The sequence below is a fragment of the Kitasatospora sp. NPDC041917 genome, assembly GCF_055589745.1.
On record NZ_JBVJBI010000018.1, the window covers coordinates 80,098 to 106,922 of the forward strand.

Consider the following 26,825-nt stretch of genomic DNA (forward strand, 5'->3'; position numbering starts at 1 on the left):
GCTGACGAGAGGCCCCGGGTCCGCATCGGACCCGGGGCCTCTCGGCGTTCACGCCCGGATCGCCGGATCGCCGGATCGCCGGATCGCCGGATCGCCGGACCGTCAGACCGTCGGTTCGGCGTTCACGCCCGGACTGCGGTTCAGGCCCGGCCGAGCAGGGCGAGGGCGGTGCCGACGGCCTCGCGCAGCAGGAGGTACGGGCCGTGGGCCAGCGGGCCGTCCGCGCCGAGCACGGCGGCGGTGGCGCCCGCCCGGCGGGCGGCCAGCGCGGAGCGGACGGTGTGGAAGCCGTTGGTGACCACCGTGCAGCGGTAGCCGGGGCGCTCGGCGGCCATCAGCGCGGCGCTGAACCGCAGGTTCTCGGCGGTGTTCACGGCCCGCTCCTCGCGTCGGATCCGTTCCGCCGGGACGCCCCGGGCGGTCAGGTAGCGGGCCATCGCGGCGGCCTCGGTGCACTCCTCGTGCGGGCCCTTCCCGCCGGTCACCAGGACCAGCGGGGCGTACCCGGCGGCCTCCTCGGCGGCGAAACGTTCCAGCGCGGCGTCCAGCCGGGCCGCCAGCGGGGGACCGGGCTCGCAGCCGTCCAGCGCGGCGCCCAGGACCACCAGGTAGTCGGAGCCGGCCGGCGCGGGCCGACGGCGCTGGTACAGCGCCACGCCGAGGAAGCCGAGCGGCCAGAGCAGGACGGACCCGCAGAGCAGGACGGCGACGAACAGCAGGACGTGCATATCCGTTCGAACGCCCGCGACGGAACGACCGTTCCGGGGCCCGGCGGAACCCCTGTCCCGCGGCCGTTCCGGCCTCCCGTGGGCCGCTGCTCCGCGGGCGGCCGGAAACGGCGGAACCCCCGTTCCGGAGGTGGAACGGGGGTTCCCGGGAACAGGGGTTCCGCGGCGGGCTCAGCCGACGTCGGCCGCCGGGGCGGCGCCGGTGACCGGGGCGGCCGGGGCCGTGCCCGGGCGCCGGTCACGCTTGTGCAAGGAGGCCAGGTAGGCGTTGTACGCCTCCAGCTCGGCGTCGCCGGTGCGCTCCTCGGAGCGGTCGCGGCGGCGGGCCTGCCGCTGCTCGGAGCCCATCCACTGGTAGACCAGCGCGATCAGCACGATCGCGGTCGGGATCTCGCCGAACGCCCAGGTGATGCCGCCGGCCAGCTTCTGGTCCTCCAGCAGGTTCGTCCCCGGTGGCGCGCCCTCCACGGTGAAGGTGGTGACCAGCGGGTGGGCGGCCATCATCACCGCCACGCCGAAGAAGGCGTGGAACGGCATCCCCATGAACAGCTCGATGATCCGCATCACGTGGCCGGGGCGGTGCGGGCCCGGGTCCACGCCCATGATCGGCCAGAAGAACGCCAGACCGGTGAGCAGGAAGTGCACCATCATGAAGATGTGCCCGAGGCGGTACTGCATCAGGAAGTCGAACAACGGGGTGAAGTAGACCCCGTACAGGCTCGCGATGAACATCGGGATGGTGAACGCCGGGTGCGAGACGATCCGGACGTACCGGCTGTGCAGCAGCGCCACCAGCAGCTCGCGCGGCCCGCGCGGACGGCCCTTGCCGGTCGGGCGCAGCGCCCGCAGCGCCAGCGTGATCGGGGCGCCGAGCAGCAGCAGGATCGGCGTCAGCATGGAGAGCACCATGTGCTGGATCATGTGCGCGCTGAACAGCACCATGCCGTAGTCGTTCAGCCCGGTGCAGGTGACCAGCAGCAGGCTGGCGACACCCGCCACCCAGCCCACCATCCGGCCGATCGGCCAGCGGTCGCCGCGCCGGTACAGCCGCACCACGCCCGCCGCGTACAGCCCCAGGAGGACCAGGCCGCCGAGCAGGAACACCCAGTCCGGCGACCAGGTCCAGACGTTGGACAAGGTGAACGGGCCTAGTCGGGTCATCCCGCCGTGGTGGTGCATGCCTGACATTCCGTCGCCCATCGGCGGGTCCCGCTTTCCGTCCTCGTGGTCCCCGGTGGGGGTCCGGTTCGCCCGTTTTGCTTGGTCTACAGCCTAGGTGGGCCTTACCTCGGGCCATCCCCCCACCCCCTCCGTACGGGTGCCTCCCCACGGGGGCGCCCGCTGGCTAGACTGACCGGCCGGTCGGCAGGGAGGCTCGGAGATGGCGACGGAACACGGATCCGCGGCGCGCCCCGCGGTCGCACTGACCGGGGCGACCGGCTTCATCGGCTCCGGCGTGCTGGCGGCCCTCGCGGCGCGCGGCGTCCCGGTGCGGGCACTGGCCCGCACACCGCCCCAGGACGCCGCTGCCGGCACCGCCTGGGTACCGGGCGACCTCGCCGACCCGGCCGCGCTCACGGAGCTCTGCACGGGCGCCGGGGCCCTGGTGCACCTCGCCTCCCGGGTCGACGGCGGCGCCGAGGAGTGCGAGGCGGTGAACGACCGGGGCACCGCCGCCCTGATGGCGGCCGCCACCCGCGCCGGGGTGCGGCGGATCGTCCACCTCTCCACGGCGGCGGTCTACGGCGAGGGCCCGCACGCGGACGTCGAGGTGGACGAGGTGCCGCCCGCCCCGGTGTCCGAGGCCAGCCGCACCCGGCTGCTCGGCGAGGGCCACGCGCTGGCGGCCGGCGGGTACGTGCTGCGCCCCGGGCTGGTGACCGGCACCGGCGACCGCTGGGTGGTGCCCGCGCTGGCCGAGCTGGTCCGCCGGGTGCCGGTCCGCTGGGAGGGCGGCAGCGCCCGGCTCTCCCTGGTGGACCGCACCGACCTGGCCCGGCTGATCACCGCGCTCGCCCTGGACGAGCACGCCGCCCCGCCGGGCGTCCACCACGCCTCGCACCCCGGGCCGGTCCGTGGCGGCGACCTGCTCGCCGCCCTGGCCGCCCTCGGCCTGCTGCCCGCCCCGGACGGCCCGGCCGTCCCGTGGGAGGAGTGCCGCCGACTGCTGGCCGCCGCCCCCGGCCGGGTCTCCGAGCGGCAGTTCGGCCTGATCGCCCGCGACCACTGGTACCGCAGCGAACGGATCTGGCGGCTCGCCGCCTGCCCGCCCGGCCCCGGCCCGCTGGCCCGCCTCCCGGAGGCCGCCGCCTGGTACCGCGAGGCGCTCGGCCTGAGCGGGTCCTGACCGGCCGTCGGCCCGACCCCCCGGGGGGGGTCGGGCCGACGAGGGCGTAGCGTGCGCCGTGTGAACGAACCGATCTTCCGGGGGAAGGACAGGTTCAGTCCGGACCGGGCCGATCTCGCCTGTCGGCCGGCACGCCCGGAAGGCCACCCCGCCCGGTGCGGAACCGTCAGGCCGTGGCCTGCCCGGCGCCGGGACGCTGGTTCTTCGCGTCGACGACGGCCCGGGTGAGGATGGTCGTGCGCTCCACGACGGTGCCGGGCTTGATGCCGTTGACCTCCCGGACCTGCACGCCACGGCTGCCGAGGTACTGGTGGCTGTCCCGGTCGAAGATCCACTCCGATCGCTCGCCGGTCTGGGGGTCGAGTCGCGCCAACGCGATGCCGTCGCGGCCGGAGGCGTCCTGCGCGTGCTCGACCACGACGACGCCCGGGATCTTGCCGGCGGCCTCGTAGAGCGAGGCGGCGAGGCCGGAGGGGACGAGCTGCTCGCGGATGATGGAGCCGATCTCGTTGAACGCCTGCTGGTCGTGGTCCCGGGTGCCGCTCACCGTCGAGTAGACGGACTTCAGGAACGCGTCGGGGTCGGCGGGTTGGGCCGCCAGCCACGTGTAGGACAGCTGCTTGCGGGGCTCGTCGTTGTCCAGCGTGATGCCGCCCTTGTCCTGGTAGCCCGGCTCGTCCAGCCAGCCCTTGGTGCCGTCGGGGGACTTCCACACCTCGCGGTCGTGCAGCGGCTGGACCCAGGTGACGGACTCCCCGGTGTCCGCGTTGTGACGGGTGGCCATGAAGGAGACCTGGCTCTTGATGTAGATGTACTGGCCCGGTCCGGGCTGGGGCGTGGTGCGCGCCGTCGCGGCGGCGGCGATCGCGTGGACCGTCGAGGCGAGCTGGACGGTGCTCCCCTCCTCGATCTGCACGACGGGTGCCTTGACCGGTTGCGGGGAGGCGACGGTGCCGGCCGAGTTGCTCAGGGAGACGACCAGGGCCAGGGCCGCGGCCGCGGCGACAGGGGCCGCGAAGAGGACGGTGCGGCGCAGCGGGCGCCGCCCCGGGGACGCCGCGGGGGCGTGGTCGGGCCGGTGGATCTCGCTCATCAGGTGCTCCTCGAGCAGGTCCTGGCGGTTGGCCGCCAGTTGGGGATCGGCCGGCGCCGGCAGCAGACGGGCCAGTTCCGCGTGGTCGAGCGGTTCGGTGCGCCGCCGCGAGTTGCGGATCATCGGTGCGTCTCCTGGTGCGGCCGGGCCGCAGTGCTGCGGCTGTCCTGTACTTGTCCGGGGATCGGGAGCGGTTCCGTGTTCTTCTTCGTGGCGCGCAGTTCCTCGGCCGCGAGTTTGCGCAGTCGGGTGCGGGCGCGGGAGAGGCGCGAGCGTACGGTGCCGACGGGTATGCCGAGGGTGGCTGCCGCTTCCGCGTAGCCGAGCCCGGACCAGACGCAGAGGGCGAAGACCTCGCGTTCGGAGCGCCGCAGGCGCCCCAAGGCCTTGTGGGCGGCCGCGAGTTGCTCGGAGTCGGCCATGCGGCCGACGAGTTCGTCGGCGAAGTCGGGGACCGGATCGGCCGCGGGCATGCGGGCCATGGCCGCGCCGTGGCGGCGGGCGGCGCGCGTCGTGTTGCGCAGCACGTTGACGGCGATGCCCATGAGCCAGGGGCGTGGACTGTCGCCCTCGTCGCGGAGCTTCCCGCGCAGGCGCCAGGCTTCGAGGAAGGTCAGCGAGACCACGTCCTCGGCGAGTGCCCAGTTTCCGGTCACGCGCACGGCGTGGCGGTACACCAACGAGGCGTGGTCCCGGAAGAGGTCGCGGAACGCTTCGGGGTTCCCGGCCCGGAGCCGGGAGTGCGGATGGTTCACGTCATGCCTTGTCCGAGCGGCGACACCGGTTCCCGTGACACGGGTCACCACCCGCGGCCGACACGAGCGTACGACTGCGGACCGAGGAGCTCGCGTTCCGGATTCCTGTGGGCTACTTCCTGGGGACGAGGGTGTTCTCGTTGGTGCGGCCGGCGGCGTGGTCGTCGATGTTGCGGGCGGTGGCGTCGATGATCTGGCCGACGGCGGTGCGGGTGAAGTAGGCCTGGTGGCTGGTGACGAGGACCTGGGGGAAGGTGACGAGGCGGGCGAGGGTGTCGTCGGTGATGCCCTCGATGGAGCGGTCGGTGAAGAAGACGCCGGTCTCCTCCTCGTAGACGTCGAGGCCGACGCCGGAGAGGCGTCCGGCGCGCAGGGTCTCGACCAGGGCGGCGCTGTCGACCAGGCCGCCGCGGCTGGAGTTGACGAGGATGGCGTCGTCCTTCATCCGGGCGAGGGCGGCGCCGTCGATCAGGTGGTGGGTGGCCGGGAGCAGGGGTACGTGGAGGCTCACCAGGTCGGCGCGGGTGAGGAGTTCGGGCAGTTCGGTGTAGTGCATGCCGAGGTCGAGACAGGCGGGGTTGGGGGCGATGTCCCAGCCGAGGAGTTCGGTGCCGAAGCCGGCGGCGATGCGGGCGAAGCACTCGCCGATCTTGCCAGTGCCGATGACGCCGACGGTCATGCCGTGGATGTCCCGGCCGAGCAGGCCGTCGAGGCGGAAGTCGAACTCGCGGGAGCGGTTGGCGGCCCGGGTGAGGCGGCGGTTGACGGCGAGCGCGAGGGCCCAGGCGTGTTCGGCGACGGAGTACGGGCTGTAGTGGGAGACCCGGGCGACGGTGAGGCCGAGTTCGGCGGCGGCGTCGAGGTCGATGTTGTTGAAGCCGGTGGAGCGCTGGGCGATCAGCTTCGTGCCGCCGGCGGCGAGGACGGCGAGGGTACCGGCGTCCAGGACGTCGTTGACGCTGCTGCTGACGGCGGGGTGGCCGACGGCGAGTGGGGCGGTGTCGCGGTTGAGGAACACGTCCAGGCAGCGCAGCCCGTGCCGGCCGGCGAAGGCCTGCTCCAGCAGCGGCCGCTCGTCGGCCTGTACTCCGTACGCGAGGATCTCCATGCCGGACACGCTAACGGCCGGGGCCCGCGGACGCCCGCCGGATGCGGCGGCCCGTCCCCGGGACGCGCCGAGGCCCCCGGACGGCGCGGTCCGGGGGCCTCGGGAGGGGCGGAGGGCGGTCAGATGACCGTCTCCGCCTCCAGGTAGCGGTCCTGCGGCACGGTCTTCAGTTCGGCGACCGCCTCGGCCAGCGGCACCAGGTTGATGTTGGTGCCCTGCAGCGCGGTGATGTGCCCGAAGGCGCCCTTGTGGACGGCCTCGACGGCGTGCCAGCCGAAGCGGGTGGCGAGCACCCGGTCGTAGGCGGTCGGGGTGCCGCCGCGCTGGGTGTGGCCGAGGATCACCGGGCGGGCCTCCTTGCCGAGGCGGTGCTCCAGCTCGCGGGAGAGCTGGGTGGCGATGCCGGTGAACCGCTCGTGGCCGTAGATGTCCTTGGTGCCCTCCTCCCAGTGCATGGTGCCGGGCTCGGGCTTGGCGCCTTCGGCGCAGACCACGATGGCGAACTTCTTCTGGCGGTCGAAGCGCTCGCGGACGACATCGGTGAGCTTGTCGATGTGGAACGGGCGTTCCGGGACGACGATGGCGTGGGCGCCGGCCGCCATGCCCGCGTTCAGCGCGATCCAGCCGGTGTGCCGGCCCATGACCTCGACGACCATGACCCGCTGGTGGGACTCGGCGGTGGTCTTCAGCCGGTCCAGCGCCTCGGTGGCCACCGAGACGGCGGTGTCGAAGCCGAAGGTCACGTCGGTGGCGGCGATGTCGTTGTCGATGGTCTTCGGCACCCCGACGATCGGCAGGCCCGCGTCGCTCATCAGCTTGGCGGCCTTGAGGGTGCCCTCGCCGCCGATCGGGATGACCGCGTCGAGGCCGAGGTCGGAGCAGTACCGCTTGGCCCGCTCGACGCCGTCCCGCAGGTGGCTCGGCTGGACCCGGGAGGAACCGAGGATGGTGCCGCCCTGGGCCAGGATGCCGCTCACCGAATCCAGGGTCAGGGGGCGGTGGTGGCCCTCCAGGAATCCGCGCCACCCGTCCTCGAACCCGATGATCTCGTCGCCGTGGTCGACCACCCCCCGGTGGACCACGGAGCGGATCACCGCGTTCAGGCCGGGGCAGTCACCGCCGCTGGTCAGCACTCCAATACGCATTAGCTTTGCAACTCCCGAGCAGAACCGAGGAACGGCCGGACTACAGGCTGGGACGACGAGCCGTCACCGTAACGGGGCGCTCCCACGCCGCGATGGCGGGGAGGTGGCCGTGGGGTGAAGGACCGGCCGATCCGGACAGAACGCCCGAAAACGGCCGTGAAGTCGAGCATACGGCCCCTGGTCCGGCCGGGCAGGAGCCGACGCGGGAGCGGCGCCGTCGGCGCCCCCGCGCGGAATTGCAGCCTGCTGCCGAGGAGGGTGTGCAGTAGGCAGCCCCATTGTGGTACTTCCGGGGCCACCCGCGGACCGGGTGACCGCATGGCGGGCACCCGGCCGGGGCGTACCGGACGTACTACTGGGGGCGCGTCGCGGCCGCGATGCGCTCGGCGCGCAGCGCGTCGTACCAGGTGGTGTCGGCCGGCGGCAGGGCGTTGACGTCCAGCGCCAGCTTGAGCAGCATGTCGGCCACGGCGGGGTTGCGGGCCAGCACCGGGCCGTGCAGGTAGGTGCCGAACACGGTGTCCCGCCAGGCGCCCTCGGTGCCGTCCCCGGTGCCGTTGCCCCGGCCGACGGAGACGGTGGCGAAGGGCTGCACGCCCTGGCCGAGGTGGGTGACGCCCTGGTGGTTCTCGAAGCCGGTCAGCTGCGGCAGGCCGAGTCGGGGGTCGACGTCGGCGAGCACGTCGCCGACGCAGCGCTCGCCCTCGCCGCGGGCGGTCCAGACGTCGAGCAGGCCCAGGCCCGGCTCGCGCTCGCCGAGGTCGTTGATGAACTCGTGGCCCATGATCTGGAAGCCGGCGCAGACGCCGAAGATGATCGCGCCGTTCTCGGCGGCCCGCACCAGGCCGCTGTCGGCGCGCAGCCGCTCGGCGGCCAGGCGCTGCGGGCGGTCCTCGCCGCCGCCGATCAGGTAGATGTCACCGCTGGTGGGGATCGCCTGGTCGGAGCGGACGTCGATCCGGGTCACGTTGAGGTGGCGCTGGCGGGCCCGGCGCTCCACGACCAGGGCGTTGCCCCGGTCGCCGTAGGTGCTGAGCAGGTCCGGGTAGACCCAGACCACGCGCAGGCTGCTCTCACTCATCCTCGAAGGCCTTCCGTCACGTCAAGACTGGTGTGCGGGCGCGGCATCAGCCGGCCACGACCTTCCGCAGCTGCTGGAAGGCGGTGTAGTTGGCGATGGCCTCGATCCGGCCGGGCGGGGCCATCCGGACGGCCTGCTCCAGGGTGTCGACCACGTGGAACTGGAGTCCGGCGACCTCCAGGCGGACGGCCAGGTCCAGCTTGCGCTGGCCCATCACGAAGACCGGGTGCCCGGCGAGGCGCTCGTAGTCGACGTCCCACAGCCAGGAGGTGTCGGTGCCGTCGGCGTCGAGGGCGTTGACGGAGAGGATCACCGGGGCGGGCGGGCCGTCGATCAGCGAGAAGGTCTCCAGCCAGCCGGCCGGGTTCTTGGCCAGCAGCAGGCGGATGTCCCGGCCCTGGTACTGGACCACGTCGTAGCGGCCGGCCACGGCGGCCACCGAGCGCATCCGCTCCAGGGCGACCTGCGGGGCGACGCCGAAGACGGCGGCGACGGCGGCCGAGCTGGTGGCGTTGGCCAGGTTGGCCCGGCCGGGCAGCTGGAGCTGGATCGGCCAGGCGCCGCGCTGCGGGTCGATCACGTGGGTGCCCTGGAGCGCCCAGTGCGGGTTGGGCCGGCGGAAGCCGCAGTCCTGGCAGAACCAGTCGTCGCCGGGGCGCTGCATCACACCGCCGCAGGCGGGGCACGACCAGGCGTCCTCCTTCCAGGCCTGTCCGGCGGCCACCCAGACCACCTTCTTGCAGGAGGAGGCGGCCCAGGTCACCAGCGGGTCGTCGGCGTTGGCGATGACCACGGCCTCGGTGTTCTGGAGGCCCTCACGCCACTTCTCGGCCATCATCCGGGTCTCGGCGGCGCGGTCGAGCTGGTCGCGGGAGAGGTTGAGCAGGGCGATCGCCTTGGGGCGGGTGTCGCGGGCGACCATCGCCAGGTACTTCTCGTCGACCTCGATCACGCCGAAGCGGGCGTCCGTGCCGCCGGCGAGGGCGGAGGTGATGCCGGCGGGCATGTTGGCGCCCAGGGCGTTGGAGACCACCGGGCCGGCGGCGCGCAGCGCCTCGGCGATCAGGCGGGTCGTGGTGGTCTTGCCGTTGGTCGCGCTGACCAGGACGACGTCGAGGTGGTCGGCGAGGGTGGCGAGCAGGTCGGGGTCGAGCCTGAGGGCGACCTTGCCGCCGATCACCGAGCCGCTCCCGCGTCCGGCCTTGCGCGACACGGCGGCGGCGACCCGCCCGGCGGTCACCGCGATCTTCGCGCGGGCCGGCAGCGAGGCGTCGCGTGCGCCTGTGGGCTCCGATTCGGTGCCTGCCATGCTCAGTGGTTCCTCCTTGCTGCGGCACCGCTCGCGGCCGGATAACGGGCCGTCGGGCGGCGGGGACGGGGGTCAGCCTACCGACTCCGTCGCCCGGCCGGACGATCCGGACCCCGTGCCGCCTGCTGCGACGCGTTCGCGGGTGCGGCTGAGGGCCCGTCGAGGAGGGCGGTGTACGGAGCGACCCCGGGGCTTCGGCCCCGGCCGAGCCCCTACTCCTTGACGACGTTCCACGGGCACCGCCGGGTTCCCGAGGTGCCCGGGTAAGGATCTGGTGAAGAAATGATCAGCGGCCCGGACGGCGGGCACAGTCGGCCGGATCACCGGCGGCCAACGTGGCGGTGATCACCAGGGTGCCGTCCTCGGCCAGGAAGTCCAGCGGCGCGTCCAGCCGGCGCATCGCGGCGATCAGCCCGGTGTTGGTGCCGTGGGTCACCGCGTACACCGTCCGTACGTCGGCCGACCGGGCCGCCGCCGACAGCCGCCGCAGCAGCGCCAGACCCAGCCCGTGGCGCTGCCAGGCGTCCTCGACCAGGACGGCCAGCTCGGCCTCGCCGTCGTCCCACATCAGGTGCCCGAGCGCGACGAGCCGCCCGTCCGGGGCGGCCACCGCGAAGCTGCGGCCGTGCCGGGGGTCCAGCAGGTGGTCCAGGTAGCGGCCGGCGTCGCGGACCGGGCCGTGGTAGCGCTGCCGCAGCGAGGCGGGGGAGCAGCGGCCGTGCATCGCCAGCGCCGCCGCCCGGTCGGCCGGCCCGGCCGGGCGCAGCAGCAGCCCGGTCCCGTCCGGCAGGGACAGCCGGGACGGGGCCTCCGGTGTCCGGACGGCGCGGGTCGCGGGCGGGTGCGGCCGGACGGTCCGGTACGGCCCGCCGGTGAGCGCGGGCAGCCGGGTGGCCTGGCCCTCGGGCGCCGCGCACCTGCGGTCGGACCTGCGGAAGGGCCGGTGCCAGAGCCGTTCGGGGCGTGTGCGTGATGCCTTCATGCCGCCGACGCTACCGACGGTGCGCTTCCGTTCGGTTACGTGATCGTGAACGCGTGAATGCCCCGGGGCGTGGTCGGCGGGGTGGGACCGGGCGGGCCCCGGCCCGGGACCGCGGGCCGTCCGGCCGGGACGGTGTCGGCGCAGGTCACGGCCGGTGCCTCAGGCGGGTGGGACGGCGGGCGGTCGACGGTGGGTTGCGTCCCGGTGCTCCTGGTGAGCAGGAGGCCGGGCCCCGTACGTCCACGTACCGAAGGCCGTTCCCATGCGTGACACCCCGTCCGTCCCCACCACCACCGACACCACCACCACCGCCGCCCCCGTCGTCCCCGTCGTCCCGCACGCCCGCCGCGCTCCGGCCGGCACCGCACTCACCGGCCTGCTCGACCGGCAGGCGCGCCTGCGGCCCGACGCGCCGGCCGTGCTCGGTGCCGGCGGCGGCCTCACCTTCCAGGAACTCGTCGGGACCGCCCGCCGGCTGGCCGAGCGGCTGCGCAGCCTGGGCGCCGGCCCGGACGGCTGCGTCGGCCTGTACGTCGAGCCGTCCGTCGAGCTGGTCGCCGGAGCCTGGGGCGTGCTGTACGCCGGGGCCGGCTACCTGCCGCTGTCGCCCGAGTACCCCGAGGACCGGCTCCGCTACATGATCGAGGACAGCGGCACCAGGATCGTGCTCACCCAGGCACACCTGCGCGAGCGGCTGGCCGCGCTGGCCCCGGCCGGGACGGCGGTCCTCGCCGTCGAGGACGCTCCGCCGCCGCGGGACGCGGAGGGGCGGGAGGCCGTCGAACCGGAGTCGCTGGCCTATGTGATCTACACCTCGGGCAGCACCGGCCGGCCCAAGGGCGTGATGATCGAGCACCGCTCGGTGGTCTCCCAGCTGCACTGGATGCACTCCGCGGGCCACCTCGACCCCGAGGTCACCGTGCTGCAGAAGACCCCGATGAGCTTCGACGCCGCGCAGTGGGAGATCCTCGCCCCGGCGGTCGGCGCCCGGGTGGTGGCCGGCACCCCCGGCCTCCACCGCGACCCGGAGGCGCTGGTCGCCGCCGTCCGGCGGCACGGGGTGACGGCGCTCCAGTGCGTGCCGACCCTGCTCCGGGCGCTGCTGGACACCGAGGGCTTCGCCGGTTGCACCGGCCTGACCAGGCTGTTCTCCGGCGGCGAGGCGCTCTCCCGGCGGCTCGCCCGCGACCTGGGCCGGGCCCTGCCGCAGGCCGCCCTGGTCAATCTGTACGGCCCGACCGAATGCACCATCAACGCCACCTCGCACCTGGTGGACCCGGCCGATCCGGCCGACGGCGCCGGATCGGTGCCGATCGGGCGCCCGGTGGCCGACACCGAGTGCTACGTCCTCGACGAGGAGCTGGCGCCGGTGGCCGCCGACGGTGTGGGCGAGCTGTACATCGGCGGCGTCCAGCTGGCCCGCGGCTACCTGAACCGGCCGGAGCTGACCGCGGAGCGGTTCGTCCGCTCCCCGTTCGCCCCCGGCGAGCGGCTGTACCGCACCGGCGACCTCGTGCAGTGGAACCCGGACGGCACCCTCCAGTTCGCCGGCCGGGTGGACAACCAGGTCAAGCTGCGCGGGTACCGGGTCGAGCTGGACGAGATCGCCCGCGCGATCGAGGAGCACACGTGGGTGCGCCGTGCGGCCGCCGTCGTCACCGAGGACGGCCGCACCGGGCACCCGAACCTGGTCGCCTGCGTCGAGCTCAACCCGCGCGAGGCCGCCCTGATGGACCAGGGCGTCCACGGCGGCCACCACCAGTCCAAGGCCAGCAAGCTCCAGGTCAAGGCCCAGCTGTCCGACCCGGGCCTGCGCGACCGGGACGGGCTGGCGGGCCGCGAGCGGGTCGAGCTGCCCGGCCGGAGGGAGACCGCGGCCCAGCGCCGGGAGGTCTTCGCCCGCAAGACCTACCGCTTCTACGACGGCGGCGCGGTCACCCGGGACGACCTCACCGCGCTGCTCGCCCCGCGCCCGGCCGGCACCTTCGGCCGTGACCCGGAGCTGCTGAGCCTGCCCGAACTCGGCCGCGTCCTGCGGTGGTTCGGCCAGTTCCACAGTGAGGAGCGGCTGCTGCCCAAGTACGCCTACGCCTCGCCCGGCGCGCTGTACGCGACCCAGCTGTACCTGGAGACCGGCGGCCTGGACGGGCTCGCGGCCGGGCTGTACTACTACCACCCGGTCGAGCACGTCCTGGTCCGGATCGGGCCGGCCGGGACCCGGGCCGAGGCGTACCTGACGCTGCACTTCTCCGGGAAGCACGGCGCCGTCGAACCCGTCTACCGCAACAACATCCGGGAGGTGCTGGAGTTCGAGACCGGCCACATGCTGGGCGTCCTGGAGGAGGTGCTGCCCGAGTACGGGCTGGACGTGCGTCCGCTCGGCCTCGACCCGGCCGTCAAGGACCGGCTGGACGTCGCCGGGGAGGACCACTACCTGGGCGGCTTCGCGGTCGTCCGGGCCGGCGGCCCGGCCCGGGCCGAGCGCACCGAGCTGTACGTCCAGGCCCACCAGGACCGGGTGGACGGCCTGCCGGGCGGCCTCTACCGGTACGCCGAGGGCGAGTTGACGCACGTCTCGGACGAGGTGGTGGAATCCCGGCACGTGATCGCGATCAACCAGGCCGTCTACGCCCGGGCCGCGTTCGGCATCACGGCCGTCGGCCGCGCCGAGGAGGAGTGGCTGGAGTACATCGCGCTCGGCGCGGTGCTGCACCGCCTCCAGCGCAACGGCCTGTCCCTGGGCTTCATGTCCTCCGGCTACAGCTCCAAGTCCGGCCACCCGCTGCCCGCTTCGCGGCGCATCGACGAGATCCTGGCCGGCCTCGGCATCACCCCCGGCCCGTCGTACTTCTTCCTCGGCGGCAGGGTGAGCGAGGAGCAGATCAGCAGCGAGGGCATGCACGAGGACACCGTCCACATGAAGGGCCCGGCCGAGATCATCAAGGACGAACTGGCCACCCTGCTGCCCGACTACATGCTGCCCAACCGGGTGCTGGTGACGGACGCCCTGCCGCTCACCGCGAACGGCAAGGTGGACCTCAAGGCGCTGGCCGCCTCGGAGGCCGTCCGCACGGCCGACGTGCGCGGCGAGTACGTCGCCCCGGCCACCGGGTACGAGCGGTGGCTGGCCGAGGCCTGGGGGCGGGCGCTGAGGTACGAGGACGCCTCGGTGACGGACGAGTTCTTCGCCGTCGGCGGGAACTCGCTGATCGCCGTCGCCCTGGTCCACCGGATCAACCGGGAGTTCGGCATCGCCCTGCCGCTCCAGGTGCTCTTCGAGTGCCCCCGGCTGGGCGAGCTGGCCGCGCGCGTCGAGCAGGCCTGCGGTGAGGACGGCGCGGGCAGGGCAGGAGCCGCCGGTTCGCGGCTGATCCGGTTGCACCCGGGACGGGCCGACCGGGCGGTGTTCTGCTGGCCCGGACTGGGCGGCTACCCGATGAACCTGCGGCTGCTCGGCCGGGAGGCGAGCGGGGACCGGGCCTTCTACGGCATCCAGGCGCACGGCATCAACCCGGGCGAGACGCCGTACCCGACCATCCGGGAGATGGCCGCCGCCGACGTCGCCGAGCTGCGCCGGGTGCGGCCGCGGGGGCCGTACACGCTGTGGGGCTTCTCCTTCGGCGCCCGGGTCGCCTTCGAGGCGGCCTGGCAGCTGGAGCGGGCCGGGCAGCGGGTGGAGCGGCTGCTGCTGATCTGCCCGGGCAACCCGAAGGTGCGCCGGGCCGACGGCGAGCGGTGGGGCCGCGAGGCCTCGTACGCCAACCAGGGGTACCTGACCATCCTGTTCGGGGTGTTCACCGGCCGGATCAGCGGCCCCGAGCTGGAGCGCTGCCTGGCCGACACGGTGGACGAACCCACCTTCGTGGCCTCCGTGCACCGGATGCTGCCGGAGCTGGACGAGGAGCTCATCCGGCGGATCACCGGGATCGTCGGTGAGACGTACGAGTTCGAGTACAGCTTCCGCGAACTCGCCGAGCGGCGGCTGGACGCGCCGGTGACCGTCTTCAAGGCCACGGGCGACGACTACTCCTTCATCGAGGGCAGCACCGGCTACTCGGCCGCCCCGCCCACCGTGGTCGACCTGGCCGGCGACCACTACGGGGTGCTGCGGGAGCACGGGGTCGGCGAGCTGGCCGCCGCGATCCGGGAGGTGGAACGGACGGTCCCCGGGGAGCTCCCGGACCGCTGATCGGATGATGTGGACACGCTCACGGACGGCCCAGGATCCGTGAGCGGGGAAGCCCCTTCGGATAGGGATGGCTCGGCTTTCCGCCGATCCCGACTCCCTACCGAAGGGGCTTTCCGATGTCCGTCCAGTCGTCCGTCCAGTCGTCCGTTCCGCGGTCCGTTCCGCGATCCGGTCCCCGGTCCGGTCCCCGGTCCGTGAAGAACTCCGCACTGGCCACGGCCTGTTGCGCCCTGCTGCTCGCCCTGCCGCTCGCCCTCGCCCAGCCGGCTGCGGCCGCCGCCGAGCACAACGGTCCCAAGACGCCCGAGGAGGCCGCCGCCTGCCACCAGGTGCTCGCCACCCTGCTCGGCGGCTTCGGGCCGATGCTCGGCAACGCCGTGTGCGTCGTGCAGCCCGCCGACCAGGGCTGACGCCTCCCGGGAATCCGCCGGCGGCGGCCGCCCTCCTCGGGCCGCCGCCGGCACCACCGGTGCTTCGGGTGGGCGTGTGCTGCCCGTGTCATCCGGTGGCCGTCGTGACCGGCGCGACCACCCGACCGGCCCAGCGGGGGCGGGCCGGCCATGGCGGGCGGGCGGGTGCCGGGCCGAGGATGAGCGGGTGGGGGCGAGAAGGGAGCAGGACCGTGAAGGAGTTCCTGGTCGAGATCACCACCGCCGTACCCGAGGGCACCGCCGAGGAGGAGGTCGACCGGCGGCGCGCCGCCGAGGCCGTCCGGGCCCGTGAGCTGGCCGGCACCGGCCACCTGGCCAGGCTGTGGCGCCCGGTCGGTGAACGGCGCAGCCTCGGCGTCTGGCGGGCGGCCGACGAGGCGCAACTGCGCGCGGAGGTGCTCGGCAGCCTTCCGATGTGGCCGTGGATGACCGCCGTGGTGACCCCGCTCGAACCCCACCCCAACGACCCTGGCCCGGCCTGAGGCGACGGCTCAGGCGATGCGGGTCGGCGCGTCCTGGAGGGTGTGGCCGGTGGTGGTCAGCAGCGCCGTCAGAACGGCCGGGGTCACCGAGTGCTCGGTGCGGAGGAAGAGCTCCTGGGGGTGGAGGGAGAGCAGGGTGATCCGGTGGTCGGCGAGGGTGGTGGGGGTGTGGGCGAGAACGGTGGTGCGGACGCGCCAGAGGGTGGTCGGGGGCGGGGCGTGCGGGGACACCCAGGCGTGCAGGAGGGTGACGGCGAGCAGGGCGAGCGCGGAGCCGACGAGGACGGCCGGGCCCTCGGGGCCGTGGACGACGACCTTCGCGATCAGGTCGGCGGCAGTGACGGACAGGAAGACGGCGGCGAGTTCGACGGTGTCACGGCGCCAGTGGCGGGTGCGGCGGGCGCGGGGACCGGCGGGGGCGCGGAAGGCGTCGGGGGAACCGGGGGCACGGCGGGGAGAGGGCTTCGAATGCTCCATGCCGCCACCGTGCCCGACCGGTGTTTCCCGGTCGGGCATCCGTCGTGACCAGCCGGTTACGGTCCGCGCCGGGCTGTTACGGGAGGAACGCGCGGGGCCGCCCCGGGAGGCCGGACGGCGTCCGGCGGCCTACCCGAGCAGCTCGCGGGCCGCGGCCCTGACCTCGGCGAGCAGGAGGTGGAGGTCGGCCTCCGTCGTGGCGGCGTTGAGGAGGCAGGCGCGGAGCATCTCGGCGCTGCCGAGGCGGGCGCCGGTGACGAAGACCCGGCCGCGCCGCTGGACGGCGGCGGGGAGGTCGCGGTTGAGGGCGTCGCGCGCGGCCTCGTCCAGGCCGGGGGCGCGGTGGCGGAACGCCACGATCGAGGTCTGCACCTCGGCGATCAGCTCCAACTCCTCGTCGTCCTGGACGAGTTCGCCGAGCCGGCGGGCCAGCGCGGTGCACCGGGCGATGTCCCGGGCGAGGCCGGCGCGGCCCTTGTGGGCGATGGTGGCCCAGACCTTGAGGGCCCGGAAGGGACGGGTCTGCTCGGTGCCGTACTCGGAGAACCAGCCGAGCGCGCCGGCCGCCTCGTCGCGCAGGTAGGACGGGACGAGGCTGAAGGTGCCGCGCAGCTCCTCGGTGTCGCGGACCAGCGCGCAGCCGCAGTCGACCGGGACGCCGAGCCACTTGTGCGGGTCGAGGGCGAGCGAGTCGGCCCGTTCCAGGCCGGCGTAGCGGTGGGCGATGGCCGGGTCGAGCCGGCCGAAGGCGCCGTACGCGCCGTCGACGTGCAGCCAGAGGCCCTGCTCCTCGCAGAGGTCGGCGATCGGGCCGAACGCGTCCACCGCGCCGGTGCCGACGGTGCCCGCCGAGGCGACCACCAGGAAGGGCAGCAGGCCGGCCGCGCGGTCGCGCTCGACGGCTGCCCGCAGGTCGGCGGTGTCCAGCCGGCCGTCGGGGCCGGTGGCCACGGTGCGCAGGTGCCTGCTGCCGAGGCCGAGGAGTTCGGCGGCCTTGCGGACGCAGGAGTGGGTCTCGCCGGTGACGTAGCCGACCAGCGGCGGCAGGCCCGCCAGGCCCTCCTCGCGGACGTCCCGGCCGGCCCGCCGGGCGGCCCGGTCGCGGGCGGCGGCGAGGCAGACGATGGTCGCCATCGAGGTGCCGGAGGTGAGCAGGCCGCCGCCGGCGGGGTGCGGGAAGCCGACCAGCTCGGCCGTCCAGCGGACCACGGCGCGCTCCAGGTGGACGTCGGCGTGGTCGCCGCCGGCCGAGCTGGGGTTCATCGCGGAGGCGGCGAGGGTGGCGAGCACTCCGGCGGGGGCGGGGGCGGAGTTGACCCAGCCGAAGAAGCGCGGGTTGCCGTTGCCCATCGGGTACGGCAGGACGTCCCGCCCGATGGCGCCGATCAGCTCGTCGAGCGGGCGGCCCTCGGTGGGCAGCGGGGCGTCGCGCAGGGCCCGGCGGGCGGTCTCGTCCATGGGCTGCCAGACCGGGCGGCCGGGCAGTTCGGCGAGGTAGTCGGAGACCAGGTCGGCGGTGGCGTGGGCGGCGCGGCGGAAGTCGGTGCCGGGGAGGTCGGTGCCGGGGAAGTCGGTGCCGGGGAAGTCCTCGGTGGTCATGGCGTGCTCCAGGGAGGCCGGGGGACGGGCTGGGCGAGGCGCGGCGTCCTTGGCGCACCCTGATCAGGCGATGATCGGGCGATCTTACGCATGAGGGCCCGCGCCGTGCGGCGCGGACCCTCATGCCGGGACCGGGGTGTCGGTCGGGAGACCGGGGTGTCAGTCCAGCGAGCCGGACAGGCCGCTCGCGGAACGGCAGTAGCCCTGCATCTCCTTGTTGGTGATCTTGGCGCAGAGCCGTCCGGCCGCGCCCCCGTCGGTGTAGTTGACCGTGTAGTAGCTGACCAGGCCCTCGGCGCAGGCCTTGCGCTGCCAGCCGTCGGCGGCGGTGGCGCACTGCTCGGCCGCCCAGTCCTCGCGGTCCAGGTTGTACTTCATGGTGCGCGAGCCGACACCGCGGCTGCAGTCCACCGCCCCGCCGCTCGCCTTGCCGTTGAGGCACCACTTGAGGGCCTCGGCGTAGACCTCGGGGTGGTTCGGGTAGTCGTGCGAGGACAGGTAGAAGGTCGGGGCGTAGAAGAAGCAGGCGGACTGGAACAGCGACGGCTGGTCCTTGCACGGGTAGAGCGGGTCCTGGGCGAGCTTGTCGGCGGGCAGGTTGGCCTTGGCCTGCTCGTCCTCCTCGTCCGGGCCGAAGAGCTGCATGAACAGGCCCTCGGAGCAGCGGATCCGGTTCTGGTCGGAGGGGAACTTGTTGCACAGGTCGCGGGCCTTGGCGACGTCCTGCTTGACCACGAACATGGTGCCGTGGCCGACGCCGTGGATGCAGGGGCCGCTGTTCTTGGGCGCGCAGAGCTTGAGCAGGTCGGTCTCGGGCTGGGCGGAGGCGTTGAGCATCTCCTCGACCGCGCCGTGCAGGTAGCCGGCCGCGCAGGTCTCGTGCGGGAAGGAGATGACCTTCTGGAAGTCGGCGTTGAAACGCTTGACCGCCGCGTGGCCGAGCTCGTGCGCGATCGGGTGGCAGAAGCGCACGGTGTACGGCTTCTCCTTGGTGATCCTGTCGAGGTCGGCCAGGGCGACGCCGGGGTCGGTGGCGTCCATCTCGGCCATCAGCTTGTTGCGCAGCGTGGAGCGGGTCCACACCGCGGGGTCGCCGGTCGGGGTGGCGCTCGCGGGCCCGGCCGCGGCCGGCCGGGCGCCGGTGGCGGGGGCCCCGGGGGCGACGGCGGCGGGGGCCGCGCCGGACGCCGCGGGCGACCAGTCGGTGACGGCCACCGATCCCAGGCCCAGGACGCCCAGGAGCAGGGCGGTGAGAATCGCGAAGACTCGCGGCTGCATGACGGGATCCCCCGGCGGATCGAGGTGAACGTTTCGCTCCCATCCTGACGGCAGATGAGCGGTTAATCCGCGAATTCGCCCGCCATTCGGGAGGTGTCGGCGACGCTATCGCACGGTCGGACCGCCGGGACCGGCGGGATGCTCCCCCTCACAATCACCCGGACGGAGTATGGGGGCGCGGGCGCGGGCCACTGCGCCGTCCGAGTGGTGGTACCCGCGCCCCGGTGCCCCGCGCGCCGCGTTCGGGGGCTCCGGCGTCCTCCTCGCGCCGCCGTTTCCGGGGCTCCAGTGTTCTCCTCGCGCCGCCGTTTCCGGGGCTCCAGTGTTCTCCTCGCGCCGCCGTTTCCGGGGCTCCGGCGCTCACGGCCCCGGTGGTCGGGGCGCCGCGCTGCGCCCGTTCACAGCTCCAGCGTCACCTGGTAGTCCGTCAGCCAGGCGTCGAAGTCCAGTGCGAGGTCGACGGCCAGCCGCACGGACTGCGGGTCGGTGTCCGGGGCGAGCGCGTCGGCGAGGCGCCGCCGGTCGAGCAGGTCCAGGGCCGGGGAGGTGCGCTCGGCGGCGAGCCGGGCGAGTTCGGCGCGCAGTTTCGCCGGGTAGTGCGGGTCCGTGGTGACCGGGTACGGGCTCTTCGGCCGTTCGGCGACCGCGGTCGGCAGCACGTCCCGGACGGCGGCGCGCAGCAGGCTCTTCTCCCGTCCGTCGAAGGACTTCATCGCCCACGGGGCGTTGAAGACGTACTGGACCAGCCGGTGGTCGCAGAACGGCACCCGCACCTCCAGCCCGTTGGCCATGCTCATCCGGTCCTTGCGGTCGAGCAGGATGCAGACGAAGCGGGTCAGGTTGAGGTACGAGATCTCGCGCATCCGGCGTTCCACCGGATCCGCCGCCGGCAGGTGCGGGACCTCGGCGATCGCGTCGCGGTAGCGGGCCCTGCGGTAGCCGTCCAGGTCGAGCTTGCGGAGCAGTTCGGCGTCCAGGAGGTGTTCGCGCGGGGTGGCTCCGCCGCCGGCGATGCCGGTGAGGCCGAGGGCCCAGGGGAAGTCCTCGACGGCGACGGTCTTCGGGTCGTGGAACCAGCGGTAGCCGCCGAAGAGCTCGTCCGCGGACTCGCCGGACAGCGCGACCGTGGAGTGGCGGCGCACGCCCCGGAAGAGCAGCAGCAGCGAGGTGTCCATGTCGCCGACGCCGTTGGGCAGGTCACGGGCGCGCAGCACGACGGAGCGCCGGGACGGGTCGGTCAGGTCGGCGGCGTTCAGCTCGACGACGCTGTGGTCGGCGCCGACGTGCGCGGCGAGCAGCCGGGCGAACGGGCCGTCCTGGGTCTGCCGGACGTCGTTGGCGTGGAAGGTCTCGCTCTGCCCGGCGAAGCCGACGGAGAAGGAGCGCACCGGGCCGGCCCCGGCGGCGCCCAGTGTCCGGGCGGCGAGGGCGGTGACGGCGCTGGAGTCCAGGCCGCCGGAGAGCAGCGAGCAGAGCGGGACGTCCGCCTCCAGCTGGCGGTGCACGATGTCGTCCAGCAGGGCCCGGACGGTGGCGACGGTGGCCTCCAGGCTGTCACGGTGCTCGCGTGCCTCCAGCGCCCAGTAGCGGCGGACCGACAGGCCCTCCCGGCGCACCCGGACGACGTGCCCGGGCCGGACCTCGTGGATGTCCCGGTACGGGGTGAGGCCGGGGGTGCGGGTGTAGCCGAGCAGTTCGCGCAGCCCGTCCAGGTCCACCACCGGGCGGACGGCGGGGTGGGCGAGCAGGGCCTTGACCTCGGAGCCGAAGATCACGCCGTCCGGGGTGCGGTGGTAGTACAGGGGTTTGACGCCCATCCGGTCGCGGACCAGCAGCAGCTCCTCGCGCCGGACGTCCCAGACCGCGAAGGCGAACATGCCGTTGAGCCGCTCGGCCAGGTGCTCGCCCCACTCCAGGTAGGCGCGCAGCACGACCTCGGTGTCGCTGCGGGTGCGGAAGCGGTGCCCGGCCGCCTCCAGTTCGGCGCGCAGTTCGCGGTGGTTGTAGACCTCGCCGCTGTAGGTGAGCACGGCCAGCGTCCGGCCGTCGTGCTCGGCCGTCATCGGCTGGACGCCGCCCTCGATGTCGATCACCGCGAGCCGGCGGTGGCCGAGCGCGGCGTGCGGCTCCAGGTGGACGCCGCCGGCGTCCGGGCCGCGGCGGACCTGGGTGGCCGTCATCGCGTCGAGGACACCCCGTTCGGCGGTGAGGTCGCGCTCGAACGCGACCCATCCGGTGATCCCGCACATCAGCAAGCCTCCGGTCTTCCGCTTCGTGTTCAGGGGGTCACGCTACGTGCGGAGTTGGTGCCGCTTCAAGGGGCCTTCGGGAACGGGGGTGATCGGGTGGCCGTTCGGCGGTCGAATGTGAAGAAGGAGTGAATCCAGTCTGAAAGTCGTAATGTCTGCCCGATTTCGGGCAGAAACTTTGGCTTCGGCGGGCCCGCCGACCTAGGCTCCTCACTCGTGCCGAGCTCACCCCACCCCCACGAAGACCTCCTCGCCCACCTCACCCGGACCAGCCCGCTCGGGCCCCGGGAGGCGGCGCGGGTCGTGGCGGAGGTGCTGGCGTACTTCTCCGAGAGCACCGAGGACTACGTGCGCCGCCGCCACACCGAGCTCCAGGCGCGCGGACTGACCAACGAGCGGATCTTCGCCCGGCTCGCCGAGGAGCTGCCGCAGCGCCGGGTCTCGGCGCCGGAGCTCTCGGCCCGCCAGCTGCGGCGGATCGTCTACGGCTGAGCCGTCGTTCCCGACCTTCTGAAGACCTCGAAGAGGAGACCACGCATGTGCGGAATCGTGGCCTACATCGGCCCCAAGGATGCGACCCCCTTCCTGCTGGAGGGGCTGGCGCGGCTGGAGTACCGCGGCTACGACTCGGCCGGCGTCGCCGTCACCGGGCGCAGCGGCGGGATCAAGCTCCGCAAGGTGAAGGGGCGGGTCGCCGACCTGGCCGCCGCCGTGCCGGCCCGGTTCAAGGGCACCACCGGCATCGGCCACACCCGCTGGGCCACCCACGGCGTCCCCAGTGACGCCAACGCGCACCCGCACCTGGACAACGCCGAGCGGATCGCCGTCGTCCACAACGGCATCATCGAGAACGCCGACGAGCTGCGCGCCAAGCTCACCGCCGACGGCGCGGTGTTCCGCTCCGAGACCGACACCGAGGTGCTCGCCCACCTGATCGCCGCGAACGTCGCCGAGGGCGTCGAGCTGGAGGACGCGGTGCGGGCCGCGCTCGCCCGGGTGGTCGGCACCTACGGCATCGCGGTGCTCGACGGCGAGCGGCCGGACCGGATCGTGGTCGCCCGCAACGGCAGCCCGATCGTGCTGGGCATCGGCGAGAAGGAGATGTTCGCGGCCTCGGACGTCTCCGCGCTGGTCCGCTACACCCGCCAGGTCGTCCACCTGGAGGACGGCGAGCTGGCCACCGTCCGGGCCGACGGCTTCCGCACCTTCACCGCGGACGCCCGCACCACGCACCGCCAGCCGTCCACCGTGGACTGGGAGGTCGACTCCTACGACACCGGCGGCTTCGAGCACTTCCTGCTCAAGGAGATCCACGAGCAGCCCGGCTCGGTCGAGCGCACCCTGAGCGGCCGGCTCGACGAGCGCTTCGCCACCGCGCACCTCGGCGGCCTCAACCTGGACGCCCGGGAGCTGCGCGAGATCCGCCGGGTGAAGATCCTCGGCTGCGGATCGGCCTACTACGCGGGCGAGATGGGCGCGCAGCTGATCGAGGAGCTGGCCCGGATCCCCGCGCACAGCGAGCCGGCCTCGGAGTTCCGCTACCGGAACCCGGTGATCGAGGCGGACACCCTGTACGTGGCGGTCAGCCAGTCCGGCGAGACCTACGACACGCTGGCGGCCGTCCAGGAGGTCAAGCGCAAGGGCGGGCGGGTGCTCGGCGTCGTCAACACCGTGGGCAGTGCTATCGCCCGAGAGTGTGACGGCGGTATCTACCTGCACGCCGGTCCGGAGGTCTCGGTCGCCTCCACCAAGGCGTTCACCTCCACCGTGGTCGCCTTCGCGCTGCTCGCCCTGCACTTCGGGCGCATCCACGACCTGTCGCCCGCCGACGGGCGCCGGATCGTTTCGGCGCTCCAGGCGCTGCCGGACCAGATCCGCGAGGTGCTGGAGCAGAGCGAGGCCATCGCCCGGCTCGCCGCCGAGTACGCCGACTCCACCGGCATGATGTTCATCGGCCGGGTGCGCGGCTTCCCGGTGGCCCGCGAGGGCGCGCAGAAGCTCAAGGAGATCTCCTACGTCCACGCCGAGGCCTACCCGGCGAGCGAGCTCAAGCACGGCCCGCTGGCGCTGATCAGCCCCGAACTGCCCACCGTGGCACTGGTTCCGGACGACGAGCTGCTGGACAAGAACCTGACCACGCTCGGCGAGATCAAGGCCCGCTCCGGGCGGATCATCGCCGTCGCCCACCGGCGGCCGGAGGAGAAGCTCGCGGACCACTGCATCCTGGTGCCCAAGAGCGAGCCCGAACTGGACCCGCTGCTGCTCAACATCCCGCTCCAGCTGTTGGCCTACCACGCCGCCGTCGCCCTCGGCCGCGACGTGGACAAGCCGCGCAACCTGGCGAAGAGCGTGACGGTGGAGTAGGGCCCCTCGCGGCGGGCGCCCCGGGAGCGGGGCGCTCGCATCGGACCCGCGGGTCCCGGTCGCTGTGCGGACGGCCGGGGCCCGCGTTCTCTCCGTGCGTGCTTTCAGAACACCGAGCACCCGGAGAGGGTGGTCAGGGTGTCCAGGGCGGCGACCGCGGCGACCGAGTTGCCGGCCTGGTCCAGGCGCGGGCCCCAGGCGCAGACGGCGGCGCGGCCGGGGAGTATGGCGAGGATGCCGCCGCCGACGCCGCTCTTGCCCGGCAGGCCCACGCGGAAGGCGAACTCGCCGGCCGCGTCGTAGGTGCCGCAGGTGAGCAGGACGGCGTTGATCCGCTTGGTCTCGCTGCGGGACATCAGCCGGGTGCCGTCGGCACGCACGCCGTAGCGGGCGAGGAAGGAACCGGCCAGCACCAGGTCGCGGCAGCTGGTGGCCACGGCGCAGTGGGCGTAGTAGTGCTCCAGCACGGTCTCGACCGGGTTCTGCAGGTTGCCGTGGCTGGCGATGAAGTGGGCCAGCGCGGCGTTGCGGTGGCCGTGTTCGGCCTCCGAGGCGGCGACCACCGGGTCGGTGTCGAGCAGCGGGTTGCCGGACTCGCGGCGCAGGAACTCCCGTACCGCGCCCGAGGCGTCGCCGGTCATGGTCTGGAGGCGGTCGGTGACCACCAGGGCGCCCGCGTTGATGAACGGGTTGCGCGGGATGCCGTGCTCGGTCTCCAGCTGCACCAGGGAGTTGAACGGGTTGCCGGACGGCTCGCGGCCGACGCCCTGCCAGAGCGCGTCGCCGCCGTACGCCACCGCGAGGGCGAGCGAGAACAGCTTCGAGACGCTCTGGACGGAGAACGGCCGCTCCCACTCCCCGACGCCGTGCAGCTCCCCGTCGACGGTGGCGACGGCCATGCCGAAGGCCTCCGGGTCGGCGGTGGCGAGCGCCGGGATGTAGTCCGCCACCCGGCCCCGGCCCGCGGTCGCCCGGGCGGCCGCCTCGGCGGCCTCCAGCAGCACCGGCCAGTCCAGGATCTCCCCGCCGGGCACACCGTTCAACGCTTCTCCTCCACCGGCACCGACCGCGGACAGCACCGGGACCGGCAGCGGACACGGGCGGGACCGGTCGCGCGGTGCGGGGGCGTCCGGTCCGACCAGGATTATCCGTGTTCCGGACGCGGCCCCGGTACGGGGGTCGGGCGCGGGCGGGTCACGGCGCGTCGGTGGGGGCCTGGACGGGCGGGCCGGTGAGCAGGGTGCCGGAGTCCGAGTACGGCAGGCCGTTGGGGACGCAGCCGTGCAGCCCCTTGATCTGCTGCATCATCACCGGCGCCGGGGCGCCCGGGCCGGGGCAGTCGACGTGGCCGTTGCCGAGGATGTGGCCGACCTCGTGGTTGACGGCGAGCGCGTGGTACAGCTCGGGCCGGCCCTGGTAGAACTCGGACAGCTCGGTCCAGCGCTTGAGGTTGATGACCACCTGGTGGGTGACGCCGCAGTTCACCCAGCCGCCGGTGTCCAGCCCGTACTGGCCGCAGATCCGGTCGGTGGACCTCGGGGTGGCCAGGTAGACGGTGAAGTCCACCGGGTCCGCGGGCACCCGCTGGAACGAGACCGTGCCGCCGGCCGCCCAACCGTGCCGGACATCGCCCAGGACGGCGTCCACCTCGGCCGCGAACTGCGCCGGGCTCTCCGCGATCCCGTCCTCCACCCGCACCTTGTAGCGGTACAGGCGCTCGCCGGTGCCGAAGCGGGCCGAGCCGCCGGACGCGGTCGTGAACGCCAGCCGGTCCCCGTCCCCGTCGCTCCACGGCTGCCACCAGAGCAGCCCGGCGGTCAGCGCCGCGGCCAGCGCGAGGGCGAGGGCGCCGTGCCGGGGCTTGCGGCGGCGGAGCCGCGCGAGCGCCCTCAACGGCCCGCTCCCGCCGCGTCCGGGTGCGCGCGGCCGGCCTCGGCGAGGCGGGCGGACTCGCCGCGCAGGGCGTCGTGGGTCATCGGGAGGGCGGTGGTGTCCGGTCGGTCGTGGATCGGGGCCAGAGTGGACATGGCGGAGGTGCTCCAGGACGGGATCGGCGGGCGACGGCCCGGCCGATCGTCGGCCGGGCCGTCGCCCGGTCGTGCGAAAGGGTGGTACCTGGAGGAACGGGACGGGGCGCGGCAGCGGTTCAGGACGTGGCGCGCGCCACGGCACGGGCCCAGTCGGACGGGACGCCCGGGCGGTTCCCGGAACCGCTCGATGGTGTCACCCGGGCGGCGTGTCCCTGGGCGGCGCCGTCGGAATCGGGTGTCGTAGGGCGGGCGGGTCGACCCGTCCGGGTCGGTTCGTCGGAGTCGACGCGTCGGGTTCGATCCGCCCGGGTCGAGCCCGTCCCGTCCGGAACGCCATCGGAGGCGCCGTCATGTCCACCACCGCCGTATTCGCCGTCGACGGCATGAGCTGCGGCCACTGCGAGAAGACGGTCAGCGCCGGGCTCGCCGTCCTGCCCGGCGTCACCGACGTCAGTGCCGACGCGCCGAGCGGCCGGGTCACCGTGGCCTCCGCGCAGCCGCTGGACGAGGCCCTGGTCCGCGGCGTGGTCGACGGGGCCGGGTTCACCTTCGTCGGGCGGGCCTGAGGACGGCGGCGGGGGCCCATCGGGTTCGGATGTCGCCGAGGGCCCCGCCGCCGTGCCGCGGGCCGGGCTCAGCCCATGCTCTTCGCGCCGTCCAGCGACTCCCGGATGATGTCGGCGTGACCGGCGTGCTGGGCGGTCTCGTTGGCGACGTGCAGCAGCACCCGGCGGGCCGACCACCGGGCGTCCCCCTCGAACCAGGGGGCCTTCGGCAGCGGCTGGGTGGCGTCCAGGTCGGGGAGGACCGCCACCAGCTCGTCGGTGCGGCCGGCCACCTCGGCGTAGTCCGCGAGGACGCCGGCCAGCGTCTCGCCGGGCAGCATCCGGAACTCGTCCGCGCGGCGGGCGACGTCCTCCTCCGTCCAGCTGGTGAAGTCGGGCATCGCGGACGGGCCCTGCACGATGAACTCCGCCCAGATCCGCTCGACGTTGGTCACGTGCTTGATCAGGCCGCCCAGACAGAGCTCGCTCGCACAGGTCCGCAGGCCGGCCTGCTCGTCGGTGAGGTCGCGGGTGGTGAAGCGCAGGAAGTGCCGCTGCTTCTCCAGGGCCTCCAGGAGGTCGGCGCGCTCGCCGGTCAGGTTCTGGGCGGCGGAGGTCGTGGTCATCGTCAAG

Annotated in this window: 24 protein-coding genes; 7 read left to right on the plus strand and 17 right to left on the minus strand. The window is 73.9% G+C overall.

The genetic code is table 11. From position 1 onward, the window contains the following. Positions 1–140: 140 nt before the first annotated feature. The gene (locus ACZ6EM_RS22625) at positions 141–728 is read right to left on the minus strand and encodes a YdcF family protein (protein WP_380540686.1); all 588 of its coding nucleotides are present in this window, start codon (positions 726–728) and stop codon (positions 141–143) included. Between the two features lie 171 nt (positions 729–899). Further along, positions 900–1,907: a cytochrome c oxidase assembly protein gene (locus tag ACZ6EM_RS22630; RefSeq protein WP_401052255.1), complete on the minus strand. Its 1,008-nt coding sequence runs from the start codon at positions 1,905–1,907 to the stop codon at positions 900–902. A 202-nt stretch (positions 1,908–2,109) separates the two neighbouring features. Between ACZ6EM_RS22630 and ACZ6EM_RS22635 the strand changes: the two genes are divergently transcribed. Further along, complete coding sequence (locus tag ACZ6EM_RS22635; RefSeq protein WP_401056681.1) at positions 2,110–3,075, plus strand: NAD-dependent epimerase/dehydratase family protein; 966 nt, start codon at positions 2,110–2,112, stop codon at positions 3,073–3,075. A gap of 166 nt (positions 3,076–3,241) precedes the next feature. Here the strand turns inward: ACZ6EM_RS22635 and ACZ6EM_RS22640 are convergent, their stop codons facing one another. From ACZ6EM_RS22640 to ACZ6EM_RS22670, 7 genes are all read right to left on the minus strand, one after another. Next, positions 3,242–4,291 carry a CU044_5270 family protein gene (locus ACZ6EM_RS22640; protein WP_465773096.1) on the minus strand — a complete coding sequence of 350 codons (1,050 nt, stop codon included), beginning with the start codon at positions 4,289–4,291 and terminating at the stop codon, positions 3,242–3,244. Continuing rightward, the gene (locus ACZ6EM_RS22645) at positions 4,288–4,923 is read right to left on the minus strand and encodes an RNA polymerase sigma factor (protein ID WP_452180305.1); all 636 of its coding nucleotides are present in this window, start codon (positions 4,921–4,923) and stop codon (positions 4,288–4,290) included. Before ACZ6EM_RS22645 ends, ACZ6EM_RS22640 begins: the two co-directional genes overlap by 4 nt. Positions 4,924–5,035: 112 nt before the next feature. Beyond that, positions 5,036–6,031 carry a 2-hydroxyacid dehydrogenase gene (locus ACZ6EM_RS22650; RefSeq protein ID WP_452180304.1) on the minus strand — a complete coding sequence of 332 codons (996 nt, stop codon included), beginning with the start codon at positions 6,029–6,031 and terminating at the stop codon, positions 5,036–5,038. A gap of 119 nt (positions 6,032–6,150) precedes the next feature. Beyond that, the gene (locus tag ACZ6EM_RS22655) at positions 6,151–7,176 is read right to left on the minus strand and encodes a 6-phosphofructokinase (protein ID WP_359898455.1); all 1,026 of its coding nucleotides are present in this window, start codon (positions 7,174–7,176) and stop codon (positions 6,151–6,153) included. 352 nt (positions 7,177–7,528) lie between these two features. Then, positions 7,529–8,257: a type 1 glutamine amidotransferase gene (locus ACZ6EM_RS22660; protein WP_359898456.1), complete on the minus strand. Its 729-nt coding sequence runs from the start codon at positions 8,255–8,257 to the stop codon at positions 7,529–7,531. A 46-nt stretch (positions 8,258–8,303) separates the two neighbouring features. Beyond that, on the minus strand, positions 8,304–9,566 hold the full coding sequence (locus ACZ6EM_RS22665; RefSeq protein WP_359898457.1) for a MurT ligase domain-containing protein: 1,263 nt from the start codon (positions 9,564–9,566) through the stop codon (positions 8,304–8,306). A gap of 286 nt (positions 9,567–9,852) precedes the next feature. Further along, positions 9,853–10,548 carry a GNAT family N-acetyltransferase gene (locus ACZ6EM_RS22670; RefSeq protein ID WP_452180303.1) on the minus strand — a complete coding sequence of 232 codons (696 nt, stop codon included), beginning with the start codon at positions 10,546–10,548 and terminating at the stop codon, positions 9,853–9,855. A gap of 262 nt (positions 10,549–10,810) precedes the next feature. On the opposite strand from ACZ6EM_RS22670, the gene ACZ6EM_RS22675 reads away from it, so the two are divergent. The 3 genes from ACZ6EM_RS22675 to ACZ6EM_RS22685 all read left to right on the plus strand — a co-directional run bounded on the left by ACZ6EM_RS22675 (position 10,811) and on the right by ACZ6EM_RS22685 (position 15,650). Then, complete coding sequence (locus ACZ6EM_RS22675; protein WP_465773097.1) at positions 10,811–14,737, plus strand: non-ribosomal peptide synthetase family protein; 3,927 nt, start codon at positions 10,811–10,813, stop codon at positions 14,735–14,737. 194 nt (positions 14,738–14,931) lie between these two features. Next, positions 14,932–15,147, plus strand: coding sequence for a hypothetical protein (locus ACZ6EM_RS22680; RefSeq protein ID WP_401045508.1), 216 nt, complete (start codon positions 14,932–14,934; stop codon positions 15,145–15,147). A 212-nt stretch (positions 15,148–15,359) separates the two neighbouring features. Beyond that, entirely contained in the window at positions 15,360–15,650 is a 291-nt protein-coding gene (locus tag ACZ6EM_RS22685) for a muconolactone Delta-isomerase family protein (RefSeq protein WP_401045506.1), read from the plus strand. 9 nt (positions 15,651–15,659) lie between these two features. On the opposite strand, the gene ACZ6EM_RS22690 is transcribed toward ACZ6EM_RS22685, so the two are convergent. The 4 genes from ACZ6EM_RS22690 to asnB all read right to left on the minus strand — a co-directional run bounded on the left by ACZ6EM_RS22690 (position 15,660) and on the right by asnB (position 21,253). Further along, positions 15,660–16,127, minus strand: a complete 468-nt coding sequence (locus ACZ6EM_RS22690) for a hypothetical protein (protein WP_452180301.1) — start codon at positions 16,125–16,127, stop codon at positions 15,660–15,662. Between the two features lie 129 nt (positions 16,128–16,256). Continuing rightward, positions 16,257–17,726 carry a pyridoxal phosphate-dependent decarboxylase family protein gene (locus tag ACZ6EM_RS22695; protein ID WP_465773098.1) on the minus strand — a complete coding sequence of 490 codons (1,470 nt, stop codon included), beginning with the start codon at positions 17,724–17,726 and terminating at the stop codon, positions 16,257–16,259. Between the two features lie 159 nt (positions 17,727–17,885). Further along, the gene (locus ACZ6EM_RS22700) at positions 17,886–19,004 is read right to left on the minus strand and encodes a hypothetical protein (RefSeq protein WP_452180300.1); all 1,119 of its coding nucleotides are present in this window, start codon (positions 19,002–19,004) and stop codon (positions 17,886–17,888) included. 398 nt (positions 19,005–19,402) lie between these two features. Continuing rightward, on the minus strand, positions 19,403–21,253 hold the full coding sequence (gene asnB, locus ACZ6EM_RS22705) for an asparagine synthase (glutamine-hydrolyzing) (protein ID WP_387728025.1): 1,851 nt from the start codon (positions 21,251–21,253) through the stop codon (positions 19,403–19,405). Positions 21,254–21,469: 216 nt separating this feature from the next. Here asnB and ACZ6EM_RS22710 point away from each other — a divergent pair, with 216 nt between their 5' ends. Next, positions 21,470–21,745 carry a hypothetical protein gene (locus tag ACZ6EM_RS22710; RefSeq protein WP_359898466.1) on the plus strand — a complete coding sequence of 92 codons (276 nt, stop codon included), beginning with the start codon at positions 21,470–21,472 and terminating at the stop codon, positions 21,743–21,745. 45 nt (positions 21,746–21,790) lie between these two features. After that, on the plus strand, positions 21,791–23,617 hold the full coding sequence (gene glmS / locus ACZ6EM_RS22715) for a glutamine--fructose-6-phosphate transaminase (isomerizing) (protein WP_359898467.1): 1,827 nt from the start codon (positions 21,791–21,793) through the stop codon (positions 23,615–23,617). A gap of 104 nt (positions 23,618–23,721) precedes the next feature. On the opposite strand, the gene ACZ6EM_RS22720 is transcribed toward glmS, so the two are convergent. The 3 genes from ACZ6EM_RS22720 to ACZ6EM_RS22730 all read right to left on the minus strand — a co-directional run bounded on the left by ACZ6EM_RS22720 (position 23,722) and on the right by ACZ6EM_RS22730 (position 25,644). Beyond that, positions 23,722–24,633, minus strand: coding sequence for a glutaminase (locus ACZ6EM_RS22720; protein ID WP_380540712.1), 912 nt, complete (start codon positions 24,631–24,633; stop codon positions 23,722–23,724). A 178-nt stretch (positions 24,634–24,811) separates the two neighbouring features. Continuing rightward, positions 24,812–25,510, minus strand: a complete 699-nt coding sequence (locus tag ACZ6EM_RS22725; RefSeq protein ID WP_465773099.1) for a DUF3152 domain-containing protein — start codon at positions 25,508–25,510, stop codon at positions 24,812–24,814. Beyond that, on the minus strand, positions 25,507–25,644 hold the full coding sequence (locus tag ACZ6EM_RS22730) for a hypothetical protein (RefSeq protein WP_401050538.1): 138 nt from the start codon (positions 25,642–25,644) through the stop codon (positions 25,507–25,509). The genes ACZ6EM_RS22725 and ACZ6EM_RS22730 overlap by 4 nt, the downstream gene beginning before the upstream one ends. A gap of 353 nt (positions 25,645–25,997) precedes the next feature. Between ACZ6EM_RS22730 and ACZ6EM_RS22735 the strand changes: the two genes are divergently transcribed. Next, positions 25,998–26,213, plus strand: coding sequence for a heavy-metal-associated domain-containing protein (locus ACZ6EM_RS22735; protein WP_359898470.1), 216 nt, complete (start codon positions 25,998–26,000; stop codon positions 26,211–26,213). Between the two features lie 68 nt (positions 26,214–26,281). Here the strand turns inward: ACZ6EM_RS22735 and ACZ6EM_RS22740 are convergent, their stop codons facing one another. Further along, positions 26,282–26,818: a DinB family protein gene (locus ACZ6EM_RS22740; RefSeq protein ID WP_401050534.1), complete on the minus strand. Its 537-nt coding sequence runs from the start codon at positions 26,816–26,818 to the stop codon at positions 26,282–26,284. Positions 26,819–26,825: the final 7 nt, after the last annotated feature.